This window comes from Gottfriedia sp. NPDC057948, from assembly GCF_042887255.1.
Lineage (GTDB): Bacteria > Bacillota > Bacilli > Bacillales > Bacillaceae_G > Gottfriedia.
The window spans coordinates 30183-44087 of sequence record NZ_JBHVPN010000003.1 but is presented as its reverse complement, the minus strand read 5'-3'; the positions used below and the strand labels follow the sequence as shown (position 1 = coordinate 44087).

Below are 13905 nucleotides of genomic sequence, written 5' to 3'. Positions count from 1 at the left end.
TGAACAATGAGTAAAAATCCGATTCCTATAGAAAGAGAAAGAAGAGTTCGTCCTGATGGTCTAAGCAAGGTGAGCGGTGAAATGAAATATCTAACAGACCTAACATTTCCAAATATGTTATATGGAAAAGTATTAAGAAGTACTGAGCCACATGCTGAGATTTTATCTATTTCAATTAATGAAGCTGAAAAACTTTCCGGAGTTAGAGCGATTGTTACTTATAAGGATATCCCTGGATTAAATGGTTTTGGTTTAATATTTCCTGACCAACCCGTTTTTTGTATAGATCGAGTAAGATATGTCGGTGATGCAATTGCTGCTATTGCCGCTGATACAGAAGAAATTGCTGAACAAGCATTGGAATTGATTAAAGTCGAATATAGAAAGCTACCTGTTATTGATAGCCCTGAAATGGCTCTCCGAAAAGACGCTCCTAAATTACATGAACAAGGAAATATTTTACATCAAGCTAAATATCAAAAAGGTGATGTTTACCAAGGCTTTAGTGAATGTTGTACGATAGTAGAAGAAACATATGAATTACCTAGACAAATGCATGCCTATATGGAAACAGAAGGAGGAATCATAGTTCCTGAAACAAGTGGGAATCTAACAGTATATGTTGGAACACAGCATGGTTTTAAAGATCGTTTTCAATTGTCTAGAATCCTAAATATGCCAGAAGAAAATATTCGAATTATCTCCAGCCCAATGGGGGGGTCTTTTGGAGGGAAAGATGAGCTAAATATTCAACCATATGGAGCATTGTTAGCATTAAAAACTAAATGTCCAGTCAAAATTCACCAAAGTAGAAGTGAATCTGTTAAGTCTGGCATAAAGCGTCATCCAATGAAAATTACAATGAAAACGGGTGTAAATGTAAATGGGGAAATTGTGGCACATAAAGTAAAAATTATTGCCGATACAGGTGCATACGCAACATTAGGTCCCGCTGTTTTAGATTTTGCTATCGAGCATGCTCCTGGACCATATATTATCCCTAATATTGAAATTGAAGGATTTTCAGTATATACAAATAATGGAGTTGCTGGTGAATTTAGAGGATTTGGCGGAAATCAAATAACGTTTGCTCTTGAGGGACAAATAGACCGAATTGCTGAAAAACTAAAAATGGATCCAATTGAATTTCGTTTTAAAAATTTAAGAAAAAAAACTGACTTAGGGCCATTAGGTCAAAAGATTGTACCAACAAATGGTGCTTATGATGTATTAAATCAAATATCTAAAAGACTTATACAAAATAATCAGAATGAAAAAGATCTTTGTCAGCATTGGAAGTTATATGGAAAAGGAATTGCCCTTACAATGCATGGTGGGGGACTTGGATATGAAAGAATAGATCCAGCAGGAGGTCGGATATCGTTTACGAGAAAAGGTAAAATTGAAGCGGCATTTGGATTTGAAGAATGTGGTCAAGGTTTACTCGCTGTTATCCAAACATTATTAATTGAAGAATTTAATTGTACAATCCAAGATATTAATATTATTATAGGCGACACTGAACTAGTGCCAATTAGCGGTTCTTCAACAGCTTCTAGAGCTACAAGCATGGTGTGGCATTCTCTAAAAAGCATGAAAGATTCATTTAACAATCAGATTCTTGTTCTAGCCCAAAAAGCTACTAGAATACCTATGAATATTCTTAAAATGGGACCGAATGGAATTTGGTTGAAAGGTAAAGGTAGAGAAGATAAATTTATTATGTCTTATAAAGAACTTGCTCAAAAAATGCCTCAAAAGCAAGAAATAATCGTTCAAACTTCTTTTGATTTTCCTACAAGTCCTGATGCATCTGTCGGAGGTAGTCACTATCTTTATTCGTTCTCAACTGTTTTGGCACAAATTGAGATTGACCTCCTTACAGGTAAAATTAAGATACTTGATCTAGACCAGGTAGTTGCTGCTGGACCAGTTGTTAATCCTTTAGGGTATAAAGGACAAATAGAAGGTGGAGGTGTAATGGCTTTAGGGTATACATTGATGGAAGATTCGTTAATGGAAAATGGAGTTTATGTTTCTGATAACTTTGATACGTATCTAATACCAACAATTTGTGATGTACCTTGTAAATTAAATGTAGAACCAATTGAAAAACTTGATGAAGAAGATTCATTTGGGCCTAGAGGAGTTGGAGAAATCGGAACAGTTGCGGTTGCTCCTGCAATTGCTAGTGCAATTTTTGATGCGACAGGTTGTTGGATCAATAAGTTACCAATTTCACCAGAATATTTATTGAAATTAATAAATTCAAGGAGATGAGATAATGGGTATGAATAAATATGATCAAGATCAACCTATTCATTTGCTTGAACTTAATTTAAAAATAAATAATATGAAAAAACAACTACATGTTGCTCCAACAACGCGTCTTATTGACATTTTACGAGAACAGTTAAAAATGACAGGAACAAAAATTTCTTGTGAAATTGGTCGATGTGGTGCGTGTGCTGTCCATATGGATCATAAACTAGTTAATTCATGTTTAATGATGGCTTATCAAGTAAATAATACTTCAATTTGTACAATTGAAGGGATAGCAGATGTAGAACTCCATCCTATACAGAAAGCTTTCTTAGAAGAAGGAGGGTATCAGTGTGGATACTGTACTCCGGGTATGATTATGGCTGTAAAAGCACTCATCGACACAAATTCAAATCCAACAGAGGATGAAATCAAAGAAGCATTATCGGGTAATCTATGTAGGTGTACTGGATATACAGGAATTATACGCTCGGTCCGAAAAGCAATTGCAATGATAAATAAGATTTAATTATTTAAGTATAAATAACACTAATTTTAAACTTTGTCCTTCTATATTTCCCCTATAGTAAATAGTGGAAATTTGAGGGGATTTTTTGTGTTTAGAGAAATTTTTTAATTATCTTTATAGTGCTTATGATGCAATTCCTGGTTTTTATACTTCGAATATAATAATCAATCTGGTGATTAATAATAATACAGATAAACTGTCCTATTTTGTTTGTTTATTTCCTTTAAATATTTTGATGAAATCATAATTTGGTTAATTGTTTTTATTAACTGATTAGTAAGACTGGAATTTATTTAAGAAAATTCAGGAATATGAAAATAGACTGGGTAGTTTAGATTTTTAGTCATTAAAAAAGGAAGGAGTATGATGACTTTGGTTTCAAATAGTAATTTACCATTAAATGAGGAAAACCAATTAATCAATCATGTTGACTTACATGAAGTTTTTAATAACATGGCAGAAGGATGTTACTATTTAAATTCGAAAATGGAATTTGTTTTTATTAATAAGGCTGCTGAAGCGATGATTGAAAAGCCAAAAGAAGAGTTAATTGGCGCTTGTTTGTGGAATGCATTACCTAATTATGTAGATACAGATGTATATCATTATTATAATAAGGCCTATAATGAACAAAAAATCCAATCGTTTGAAACAATTACGGAGTACTCACTTATCCCATATGAAATTAAGGTGATACCAGATCAAAATGGGATACTGGCAATTTTCAGTAATATATCTGAGAAAAAAATACAGGAAGAAAAGCAGAGATATTATGAAAAATTAAAAATAATTGGAGAAATGGCCGCTGGTGTAGCGCACGAAATTAGAAATCCACTTACAACAGTAAAGGGATTTTTACAATTAGGGTTACAAAATAAAGATTTTGAAAGCTATAGTCAAATATTTGAAGTTATGATTGATGAAATTAATCGGGTAAACGCAATTATTACTGAATTTCTCGATATTGCAAAGAAAAAGCCTAACAAACTTGAGGAACATAATTTAAATCAAATCATAAATACTTTATATCCATTACTTGAAACTAGAGCATTAAAAGAGGACAAACGCATTATAAGAGAGCTAAATGAAATTCCTAATTTAATCATTGATCAAAACGAAATCCGACAGCTACTTCTAAATATGGTTAGTAATTCTTTAGATGCAATGGATGTTAGAAAAATGGTAAAGATACATACTTATATTGAAAACGATAAAATTATTATGTCAATTAATGATGAAGGAACTGGCATTCCATCAGAAATAAACGAAAGAATATCCACCCCATTTGTCACATCAAAAGAAAATGGAACTGGATTAGGTTTAGCAATTTGTTATGCAATTGCTAAGAGAAATAACGCAACGATTGATTTTACAACTAGTGAAAATGGTACGAATTTTAATATTAGATTTAATAGATGAGTTCTTTTTGTTAGAAATATTTTTTTTATTTTTTATTAAAGCTTTATTTAAATATAAATTAAGTGCTATATAATCACATATAAGTTGTTAGAAGTAATTATAAATTCTTATATATTATGGGTAAAATAAATAAGAGTTTGGAGTTGGTAACACGAAACTTAAGTACAACACCCGTATTGATACGGCTGACAAATACGTCCTTGGGGAAGGACGGTTACTTTTTTGAAGTATTATTGATGATGGCAACGATTAAGCTAATAAGCGCAATCGTTGCCATTACACTTTCTAGCATCTTATTGTTTCAGTTTCCATCAGATCATACATTGTGAATTTCGTCACAAAAAATACATAATATCGAGAATACACTCTACACTTTATATGTTAAATTTAACTTGTGAAAGTCATAACAAACTAAAAGGTGGTAATCTTATGTTCTTAGTAATCGGATTTTGTGCAATGCTATTATTTTATTTAGTCGCAATCACAACATTAGTTATTTTAACTTATAGACAAGGGCCACAAGATTGTATAATGGAAGACATCACAAAATTAGCACATAAGTAAATTTTTTAAGTAATTATAAAGTTCATTAAATGGGGTGCCAAAAAATTCGGTAAACTGAAATTTGGCACCCCTTTTCTATTGATTAACAGGAACTTAAAAAAATACAATTAATACATAAATAAAAGTTTATTAAGACTAACAAAGTCTAACATAATTCATACTTTAATTAGAAGAACTTCTATTTGGCTAACAGACAAAAGGAGTGTGCAAGATGGAACGGAAAAAAATAAATAAGCTTATAATTTGGATGTTAATTTTGTCGCCGGTTTTATTCTTCCTAATACCGATATTAGTCGGTTTAATTTTAACGCATCCATTTAGACGAAAAACAGAACAAACGCCTGCCGATTTCAACTTGCAATTTGAAGAGGTTGAATTTAAGAGTAATCTTGATCAAGTTGTGCTAAGAGGATGGTGGATACCAGCAAAAAATTCAACATCTAAAACTGTCATCACTGCACACGGGTACACAGATGAACGAAGTCAAAAAAAGATTAATGGTCTTCGAATTGTGCAATCAATCCATGAAAAAGGGTATAATGTATTGATGTTTGACTTCCGTAATAGTGGAAAATCAGGTGGACGAACAACAGGAATTGGATATTATGAACAGCATGATTTATCGTCGGCAGTGGAATATGTGATTAACCAGCGAAATCAACAAGAAATTGTATTGCTTGGATGGAGTATGGGTGGGGCGACTTGTTTACTGGTTGGTAGTCTTCATCCGCAAATTAAAGGAGTTATTGCAGATAGCCCATTTCATGATTTACAAACTTATTTGGAAGATAATTTAAGCGTTTGGTCAAAATTACCTAAAAAACCGTTTACTTCAATCATTTTACGTTCGATGAAACATTTATTAAAGATTGACCCAAAAGAAGTATCTCCAGTTATATCAGTTCAAAAAGGAATGTCTACAAATTATTTATTAATTCATGGAAAGAATGATTTGAAAGTACCATTCAGTAGTAGTGAAATGATTTATGAACAAATCCCTAATGAAAACGAAAAAACATTATGGCTTACAGAACATGGACATATTACAACATTTATAGAAGAACCGGAACCATATACGAAGAAAGTAATTGATTTTATTGAAAAGACGTTTTTAAATGCAAATTAAATAACTAATTGTGAAACAGATGAACCTTAAAGAGTGGTTTATCTGTTTTTTTATTTGAGAAAGATATTCTTCAGTACATGAAAGTAGAGCGTGTAGAAAATACTATTATTTATAAATTGGTTTAAATAAAAAGTATAATTTTTGCCCCAAAAGCTCTATTTTACTAAAAAGGCAGGCGAACTAAAATGGCAAACGAATATCGTTCGCGAGAGGAACGTAAACGGCTGGAAAAGCCTTCTAAAATTTCCAATAAGCCAGAAGGCTTATGGAAAAAAATTACTGTAACATTATTATCAATCGTAATTGTTTTCATACTGATTGGTGTAGGAATATTTTCATATTTAGTTAGCGGAGCACCCGCATTAGATGAATCAAAACTACAAGTACCAATATCTTCGACTATTGTTGATAAGGATGGCAAAGTTGTAGCAGAGTTAGGTAGAGAACAACGTACAAAAGTGTCCTACAGTGAAATTCCTAAGGTTGTAGAAGACGCATTTATTGCTACTGAAGATGTGCGGTTTTATAAACATAAAGGCGTAGACATTCGGCGGGTATTCGGTGCAGTTTTAGCGAATATTACTGGAGGTTTTGGATCGCAAGGTGGAAGTACAATCACCCAGCAAGTAGTAAAGAACTCATTTTTATCTTCTCAAAAAACAATTAAGCGTAAAGTTCAGGAAATGTACTTAGCATTTAAATTAGAACAAAGATACTCTAAACATCAAATATTAGAAATGTATTTAAATAAAGTCTACTTTTCAAATGGACTTAAAGGGCGAGGCGTATATGGTGTAGCCAAAGCTTGTGAAACTTATTTTAGTAAAGATTTATCTAAAATTACCTTACCAGAAGCAGCAACTTTAGCAGGTATGGTGAAGGCTCCAAATAGCTATAATCCTGCAAAGCACCCTATTGAGTCACAAAATCGTAGAAATACGGTTTTAAGTCAAATGAAAAAATATGGCTATATTACAGAGGAACAATATACAACTGCAAAAGCAATTCCAATGAAATCATTAGTAAAGGTTCATGAGTCTGGTGGGACAAAATACAATTCATTTATCGATGTAGTCGTAAATGAAGTAGAAAAAAACAGTGATGCAAATGTTTATACTGATGGATTAACGATTGAAACAACATTAGATCCAAAAGCTCAGGACAAAGCAGATGAAATATTAAGTAGAGGTAAAAGCTTCTATCCAAGTGATGAATTTCAAACGGGATTTGTATTATTAGATACGAAAACGGGTGAAATTCGAGCAGTAGGTGCAGGTAGAAATACAAGTTCTGGTGGTTTAAACTTTGCAACTGATATTAAAAGGCAGCCGGGATCTTCAATTAAACCTATTCTTGATTATGGTCCAGCTATTCAGTATTTAAAATGGTCAACTTATCATCAAATTCTTGACGAACCTTATGCATATTCTAATGGTACACCTATTAGAAACTGGGATCGAAAATATAAAGGTAATATTTCAATTCGATTAGCATTAGTCGATTCTCGAAATATTCCAGCATTAAAGACTTTCCAGGCTGTAGGAAGTGATCGTTCTAGAGAATTTGGGAATGGTTTAGGGTTTAATTTTTCGAAAAATACATATTATGAATCTTATTCTATAGGAGGATTCACAGGTGTATCAGCAATGGAGATGGCAGGAGCTTATGCTGCATTTGGAAATGGTGGAATTTATAATAAGCCTCACTCTGTTAAAAAAATTATTTATCCTGATAAAACTGAAAAAGTATTTGAAACTAAGCCTAAACAAGTAATGAGTGATTATACTGCATATATGGTAACAGATATGCTTCGCGATGTAGTAAAAACACCACTTGGTACTGGTAAGAGAGCAAATGTACCAGGTCTTGATATGGCAGGGAAAACAGGTACGACAAATTACTCTGATGAAGTAAAACAAAAATACGGATTTCCGGATAATGCAACTCGTGATAGTTGGTTTATTGGATATTCTTCTGATGTTACAATGGCAGTTTGGACAGGGTATGAAAAAAATAAAAAGAATAATTTTCTTGGTAAAGGTTCAACAAATATTGCCAAATTCATTGCAAGAGATATGTTAGCGGCCAATGGAGATCGAAACGCTATATTTAGAAAACCTTCATCAGTTGAAGAAATTCGAAACGAATTATACATTCGAGGAGAAAAAGTAGATGATATTCCTAAAGATATAGTGATTGAGTCTGCAAAAAATGTTAAGGCAAATTATGACCCTGTTACAAGTAATATTTCTTTAAATTGGACGTATCCTGCAAATCTGCTTCAAAAAACGTCATTTGAAGTCAGTTATACTGTAAATGGTGCAGCGGGACAAACTCAAAAAATTCAGGGTACAGCAACAAGTATTAATGGAATTGTCCCTGGAGATATTGTAAAAATAACGATTATTGCTATGAGTACTGAAGGTAAGAGTGGACCAGTTACAGTTACTGTTGATTTATCTTCAACTGAACAACCAACTACACCACCAACTACACCACCAACTACACCACCAACTACACCACCAACTACACCACCAACTACACCACCAACTACACCACCAACAAATGAAGGTGGACAAGGAACCGGAAATGGACAGGGACAAGGAACTGGTAATGGGCAAGGGAATGGAAACGGGACAAACCCAGGTGATCAAACGCCGGGTACAGGAGGAGACAATGGGAATAATATTGTAAATCCGATCGTCCCTAACCCTAAAAATCCTCATTAAATTTAAATTTAAAACGCATTGAGAAAATATCAATGCGTTTTTTCAAGTGAATAAAGTTAAAGGAGTATTAAAATGGAAGATAACATAAGTATTAATATTTTTTTAAAAGATTCGGATAATCCATATGCAAGTTTTTATAGCGATGACTTTTTACACTTAGGCTCTGATTTAGAAGATTTTATATTATCTAAACTACTTAGTGCTAAAAGAAAAAATATAGAGCTACTATTTGTTGGTCAAAATAATTTTGATGAAAATTCATTAAAAACTGCAACGTTGAACTCATTTTCTAATCTAATGAAAACTGATGAACGAATTTATGCTAGAAATATTAAAAAGACAATTATTTTATTTGTTTTTGGTATTATCATTGGTCTGTTTTATTTAAAGCTTCAAAAAAGTCATGCCTATATCGGAGGCATATTAAGCATAGTATGTTGGGTATTTATTTGGTCAGGTACAGAAGTATATTTCTTTGAAAATATGCAAATCAAACAAAAGATTAAAAAGTGTAAGAATATTCTTAATGCAAATATTTACAAAAAATGAGAATGCTAATGCCCCCGAAAAGTCGGGGGCATTAAATTTGGCTGTGTTATTTTTTAGTGTTTGCTTTTTGAAAAGCTTCGCTCAAGATGTAGTAAGATTTTTTTAATCGTTCATGATATATAGGTTTATCCCATTTTTTCCAAGTAAAAGAATAAAAATCATCCTTTAAAAGTTTACCATTTTTTTGTCTAACAGTTGAATAGGATAATTCCTTATTTGATACAGTAGGACGATAAGTAACAACTGCTACTTGAATTTTCTTTATTTTTTTGTGGCTTTCTAATCCACCTTTCCATAGATCACCCATTATTTCCCGTGTACTTGGATCTTTCACATTTAATAATTGCCATGGGATACGAATTTCTATCACATGATTTTTTTCGTTGAGGGAAACATCAGTTAAAGAATTAAAATCTTTATGAAGTGGGTTTCCATCTCCGAACATTAATTTACCTGTTTCGTATGACGCTAAAGGTAAATTTAGTGATTTCCCGTTTAAATTAGGAATGACAAGCGGTTTATTTAATCCAAGCATGATTTTATGATAGATCCCGTTATCTTTCATATTTACATTAGGCTTAATTGGTGCGTAATGTAAAAGATTTGCGTATTCATAATAAAATGGATCATAATAGCTATCCACTAGAACATGAGAATCATTAGGTCCATTTAAGTCAATTACAAAATCAATGCCATTTTCAGTTTTTACCGTTTTGTCATTTGGAAGTTGATGTTGTCCTTGACCTGGTAACGTATCAAGTAAAAGCATAACTCCTGTTTTAGACCAATCAAAAGGTTGTTTCGTTTTTTCAAAATTTAAAAGGAAATTAATTGACCGCTCGTCGCTAGACATTGACCAATTCTTTAATTTACGTTCATTGTCGTTTTGATCAAGAGAATTAATAAAATTAGCATTTTTCATATTTGCCGATTTAATTTTATTTTTTTTCCAATCACTTCGATTACCATCTACAGAAATAACATGTTTTGAACTGTTAGGATCAAAAGATAGTAAACCAAATTGCTGTTCGCTCGTTTGTACATTTGACCAAAATGGTCGGCGTTCAGGATCATCTAATTGCATATTATTCCATGTTCGTTTAAACCATTCATCTTGCCATGAAAATACAATTCCGCCCGCCATTTGCTCCATTTGAATGTCTTCAAATAGATGAGCATTTATTTGTCCTTGCTCAGTTTCATTATGAAACCCTTGATTCCATCCATAACGATTGCGATGAGTCATACCACGTGAAGATGGTATGCCAAATTCTGAAATTAAAACTGGCATAGTATGTATTTTTCTTAGTTCATGTAAATATCCAGCATAACTATTCTTCTTACCACGGAAATCAATATAATTCGTATATGCAAGTTCATAATTTAAAAATTCCGGATAATATGGGTATACATGATAGGAAGCAAAATATCCCGGATATAATGTTGACTTTGGTTTGACATGATTCGGATCTAAAGAAACCATATCTTCATTTACCATCGGTTCATTTGGATGATGAATCGGATCGGTCGTTACCCAATTCGCAAAGCTAATTGGACGTTGCCAAGCATATTTTTCTGATTCATATTTCACGGTATTGTCTAACATTTCTGCAAGCCAAACTTCAAATGGTGTTGCATTGTTTGTTTGAAAGTACTGACCATTAAAGTCAACAGTACCTTTATGTTTATCATTTGTTGTTTTCATCATATTTGGGTCCCACTCGATTCCCAAAATCCAACCAATAACGTATTTTGAAATATTTGAGTGATACTTTCCCGAAGCGTGACCTTGTTTTTGGGGGATTTGTGCTTTCCCATGAATAACATCAACTGTTTGACGAATATCATGTTGAAACTCTTTTGTAAGACCCTCATTGTAAATATCTCCTAATGAATTCATCTTTTCCTCATTAAGCCAAACACCGTGAATTAAATAGAGTGGGTGTTTCGTTTTTTGATTGTATTCAAAAAGTGCATCATAAAATGCAGGAGGATGGAGGGTATATACTCGAATAACATTTGCGTGCATCTTTCCAATTTCTTTGAGCCACCTTAAATATTCGGATTTTGTTATTGCTGTTTCTCCTGGAAAGTGTCCTGGCTTAGCAATCCCAAGATTTACACCTTTCAGAAGGAGATCGTGTGGGATTTTTGTTTTATCAAAAAGTTGAAAATAATTTTTACCGATTTGAGCAGGAATTGTAATGTTATTTGTTTTATATGTGTATGTGTTAACTTTCTTACTTACTTTACTAGTCTTTGTCTGATGGAATATGATAAACGTCACACCCATCATTAGAAAAACCATCAGTAAAATGATCCATTTTTTTTTATTTTCCTTCATCTTTCTATCCTCCAAAACATTTGAAACTTATTCGTTTAGTATGCTTTAAGGTAATTTCTTATATTCGTTAGGAATGTATAAGTTAAACTTATAGAATGAATTGATAAAAAAATAAAAGTAAATTCAAATTAAGAACATTTTGACTATGTATTTATTGCAAAAGTCGGTTAAAAAAAGTAAAATGTGGTTAAATTAACGTTAAGAAAAGTGGGAATCGTTATATTTTTATTAATGAGAGGAAAAAAGATGAATAATACTGATGGAATCAAACCTTCAAGGAAATATGCTAATGGAACTGTACATGAGACTGCTAGCGGGAAATTTAAAGTATTAGATCGCTATATAAAAGATGGTGTAATAATGATTAAGCTCCAATGGTTAGAAAGCAATGTAATTGAAGAAAACAAAGAAGTAAATGTCTCTGCTTCGATTTATAAATTTCAAAAAAGCAGAGGAATGAATGAAAATAGCGCTTTATCACAGCCAGTAGAAGTACAATTACTACATGATATCAAAACTAGCTTGGACCGTTTATTTGAAATATTAGATATAAGAACTGAGCTTTTAAATCATGCATTAGAAAAAATAGATGAAAATAAAAAGAAAATCGACGAGAATAGAGAGACTTTAAAGACACAACAAATAATGATTGAGGAACAAAATAAGAGAATAAATACAATCGTAGATAAATTGATTGAAAAAATGTAATGATAATCTAATGATGATTTTTTGATTTTTTATCATTATGTTGGAGTAAAGAATGGAATGTTTAGAGTTAATTGTAAAATAAAAAATGAATCTTAAAAATAATAAAACCACAATTCGAAAATAGCCGAATTGTGGTTTTTGTTTTATATTTGGTAGTTTCTAGGTAATGGGGATGATGTCTTAAATTACCAACAAATAAAACGTTGATTGAATGTTTATTTAACGTTAATATTAGATAATGTAAACTTGATTTTTGGAGTTTCTTTAGTTTTTAACGTTTAGTTTGTGTTGTTTAAGTTAAGTCATAGATGAAACGATTACTTTTAAAATTGCATTTTAATGTTCACCGATTAATACCAACTAGATTAAAGTGAGCGGGTGATAGCGTGCTTGATATTCAAACTGAATATCCAAATGTAATGTTTATAGGAAGTGAAGAGAAATTTAATGATCAAAACTTTTGTGATGAAAATAACTATTATTATAAATTAGTTAAGCCCAATCAGAATAATTTAGCTCTGTTTGAAAAAATAGATTTATTTAATCCAGATGTCCTAATTTTTTTTATGGAAGAAATACTAAACACATTTAATATAGAGAGATTCAATCAATTGAGGGACTTTTGTGAAAGAAGATATATTTCAACAATTTGTATATGTAATACGACTGATCAAATGACAATGAGTGCTCTTATGCCTGATGCTGTACTTAGTGAATCAGTTGCTGGAATCGAACTTCACAAGTATATTAATAAATTCGTTCATCGTAGAAATCAAATACAGGAACAAGTTTTAATTGATCCTATTACTGGTGTTTACAATTTTAGATATTTAAAAAATGAGGTAAAAAAACAATTAGAGGATTTAAAACGTAGCTACGAATCATTTTCATTGGTGTACGTAAAAATTGAACAAAAACAAGACTATTTATTGAATAATTTAATCGAAAAAAGTTTTATTCAAGTTTTAAAAAGAAGTTTAAGATCGTCCGATTTGCTAGCACATTTCAAGAAAAAAGGATTTGTATTATTGCTACCAAAAACGGTTAAAGAAGATGGCATTAAATTAATGAATCGTTTATCGTTATCATTTTCGGAGGTACCGATCTCTTTTGATAATCGAATTCACTATTCGTCATTTAATTTTAATGTGCTTGAAATTCCTGACCCAAGTATAAGCGCTGACGATTGTTTAACACTACTCACTTCTAATGAAATGGATTCAATGATTCAATTTGATTCTTCAACTAGTAAGAATGAAAATATGATTCGTAAACTAAAAGTAGCGGTAATAAATGAAGATCGCCTAATACGTGAAATGTTAAAACATCAATTGTCAGATTTGGGTGGAAAATTATATGACGTTGAAATCAAAGTCTATATAGATGGTGAAGAATTTTTAAATGATCCTTGGCACAAGCAAAATGAAAGATATCTATTAATAATCGATCGTATTTTACCTAAAATGGGCGGCTTTGAAATCATACGAAAAATGCGTACTAGCTACGATCGTAGAAAATATTTATGCTTAATGATTGGAAATAAAAGCTCTGAGAAAGATATTGCTATCGCACTAAAAAGCGGTGCAAATGATTACTTGGAAAAACCTTTTAGTCTGAAAGAACTACATCTTCGTTTAAATAAAATGTTAGGTATAACAGATAAATGAATATAGCC

The 13905-nt window shown here is 31.8% G+C and carries 11 protein-coding genes; 10 read left to right on the top strand and 1 reads right to left on the bottom strand.

All coding sequences use genetic code 11. The annotated features are described in order from the left end of the window. Positions 1-6: 6 nt before the first annotated feature. The 8 genes from pucD to ACFVRR_RS06685 all read left to right on the top strand — a co-directional run bounded on the left by pucD (position 7) and on the right by ACFVRR_RS06685 (position 9178). A complete protein-coding gene (gene pucD / locus ACFVRR_RS06725; protein WP_387326152.1) occupies positions 7-2280 on the top strand; it encodes a xanthine dehydrogenase subunit D in 2274 nt (757 codons plus the stop codon). A gap of 4 nt (positions 2281-2284) precedes the next feature. Next, entirely contained in the window at positions 2285-2791 is a 507-nt protein-coding gene (locus tag ACFVRR_RS06720) for a (2Fe-2S)-binding protein (protein ID WP_387326150.1), read from the top strand. A gap of 366 nt (positions 2792-3157) precedes the next feature. Continuing rightward, a complete protein-coding gene (locus tag ACFVRR_RS06715; protein WP_387326148.1) occupies positions 3158-4210 on the top strand; it encodes an ATP-binding protein in 1053 nt (350 codons plus the stop codon). 143 nt (positions 4211-4353) lie between these two features. Beyond that, the gene (locus ACFVRR_RS06710; RefSeq protein ID WP_387326145.1) at positions 4354-4539 is read left to right on the top strand and encodes a hypothetical protein; all 186 of its coding nucleotides are present in this window, start codon (positions 4354-4356) and stop codon (positions 4537-4539) included. A 100-nt stretch (positions 4540-4639) separates the two neighbouring features. After that, complete coding sequence (locus tag ACFVRR_RS06705; RefSeq protein ID WP_387326144.1) at positions 4640-4774, top strand: hypothetical protein; 135 nt, start codon at positions 4640-4642, stop codon at positions 4772-4774. A 211-nt stretch (positions 4775-4985) separates the two neighbouring features. Further along, positions 4986-5900, top strand: a complete 915-nt coding sequence (locus ACFVRR_RS06700) for an alpha/beta hydrolase (RefSeq protein WP_387326142.1) — start codon at positions 4986-4988, stop codon at positions 5898-5900. 185 nt (positions 5901-6085) lie between these two features. After that, entirely contained in the window at positions 6086-8629 is a 2544-nt protein-coding gene (locus tag ACFVRR_RS06695; protein ID WP_483867339.1) for a transglycosylase domain-containing protein, read from the top strand. A 72-nt stretch (positions 8630-8701) separates the two neighbouring features. After that, entirely contained in the window at positions 8702-9178 is a 477-nt protein-coding gene (locus ACFVRR_RS06685; protein WP_387326139.1) for a hypothetical protein, read from the top strand. 46 nt (positions 9179-9224) lie between these two features. Here the strand turns inward: ACFVRR_RS06685 and ACFVRR_RS06680 are convergent, their stop codons facing one another. Next, complete coding sequence (locus ACFVRR_RS06680) at positions 9225-11522, bottom strand: hypothetical protein (protein WP_387326137.1); 2298 nt, start codon at positions 11520-11522, stop codon at positions 9225-9227. A 246-nt stretch (positions 11523-11768) separates the two neighbouring features. Between ACFVRR_RS06680 and ACFVRR_RS06675 the strand changes: the two genes are divergently transcribed. Both ACFVRR_RS06675 and ACFVRR_RS06670 read left to right on the top strand, forming a co-directional pair. After that, positions 11769-12230, top strand: a complete 462-nt coding sequence (locus tag ACFVRR_RS06675; protein WP_387326134.1) for a hypothetical protein — start codon at positions 11769-11771, stop codon at positions 12228-12230. 386 nt (positions 12231-12616) lie between these two features. Further along, positions 12617-13897 (top strand): GGDEF domain-containing response regulator, encoded by a 1281-nt coding sequence (locus ACFVRR_RS06670; RefSeq protein ID WP_387326132.1) that lies wholly within the window; start codon positions 12617-12619, stop codon positions 13895-13897. Positions 13898-13905: the final 8 nt, after the last annotated feature.

What these genes read in the sequence shown, in the direction of transcription:
- ACFVRR_RS06715 (WP_387326148.1), top strand. Translation starts at nt 3,158, where the DNA reads ATGACTTTGGTTTCAAATAGTAATTTACCATTAAATGAGGAAAACCAA.
- ACFVRR_RS06705 (WP_387326144.1), top strand. Translation starts at nt 4,640, where the DNA reads ATGTTCTTAGTAATCGGATTTTGTGCAATGCTATTATTTTATTTAGTC.
- ACFVRR_RS06700 (WP_387326142.1), top strand. Translation starts at nt 4,986, where the DNA reads ATGGAACGGAAAAAAATAAATAAGCTTATAATTTGGATGTTAATTTTG.
- ACFVRR_RS06695 (WP_483867339.1), top strand. Translation starts at nt 6,086, where the DNA reads ATGGCAAACGAATATCGTTCGCGAGAGGAACGTAAACGGCTGGAAAAG.
- ACFVRR_RS06675 (WP_387326134.1), top strand. Translation starts at nt 11,769, where the DNA reads ATGAATAATACTGATGGAATCAAACCTTCAAGGAAATATGCTAATGGA.
- ACFVRR_RS06720 (WP_387326150.1), top strand. Translation starts at nt 2,285, where the DNA reads ATGGGTATGAATAAATATGATCAAGATCAACCTATTCATTTGCTTGAA.
- pucD (WP_387326152.1), top strand. Translation starts at nt 7, where the DNA reads ATGAGTAAAAATCCGATTCCTATAGAAAGAGAAAGAAGAGTTCGTCCT.
- ACFVRR_RS06680 (WP_387326137.1), bottom strand. Translation starts at nt 11,522, where the DNA reads ATGAAGGAAAATAAAAAAAAATGGATCATTTTACTGATGGTTTTTCTA.
- ACFVRR_RS06685 (WP_387326139.1), top strand. Translation starts at nt 8,702, where the DNA reads ATGGAAGATAACATAAGTATTAATATTTTTTTAAAAGATTCGGATAAT.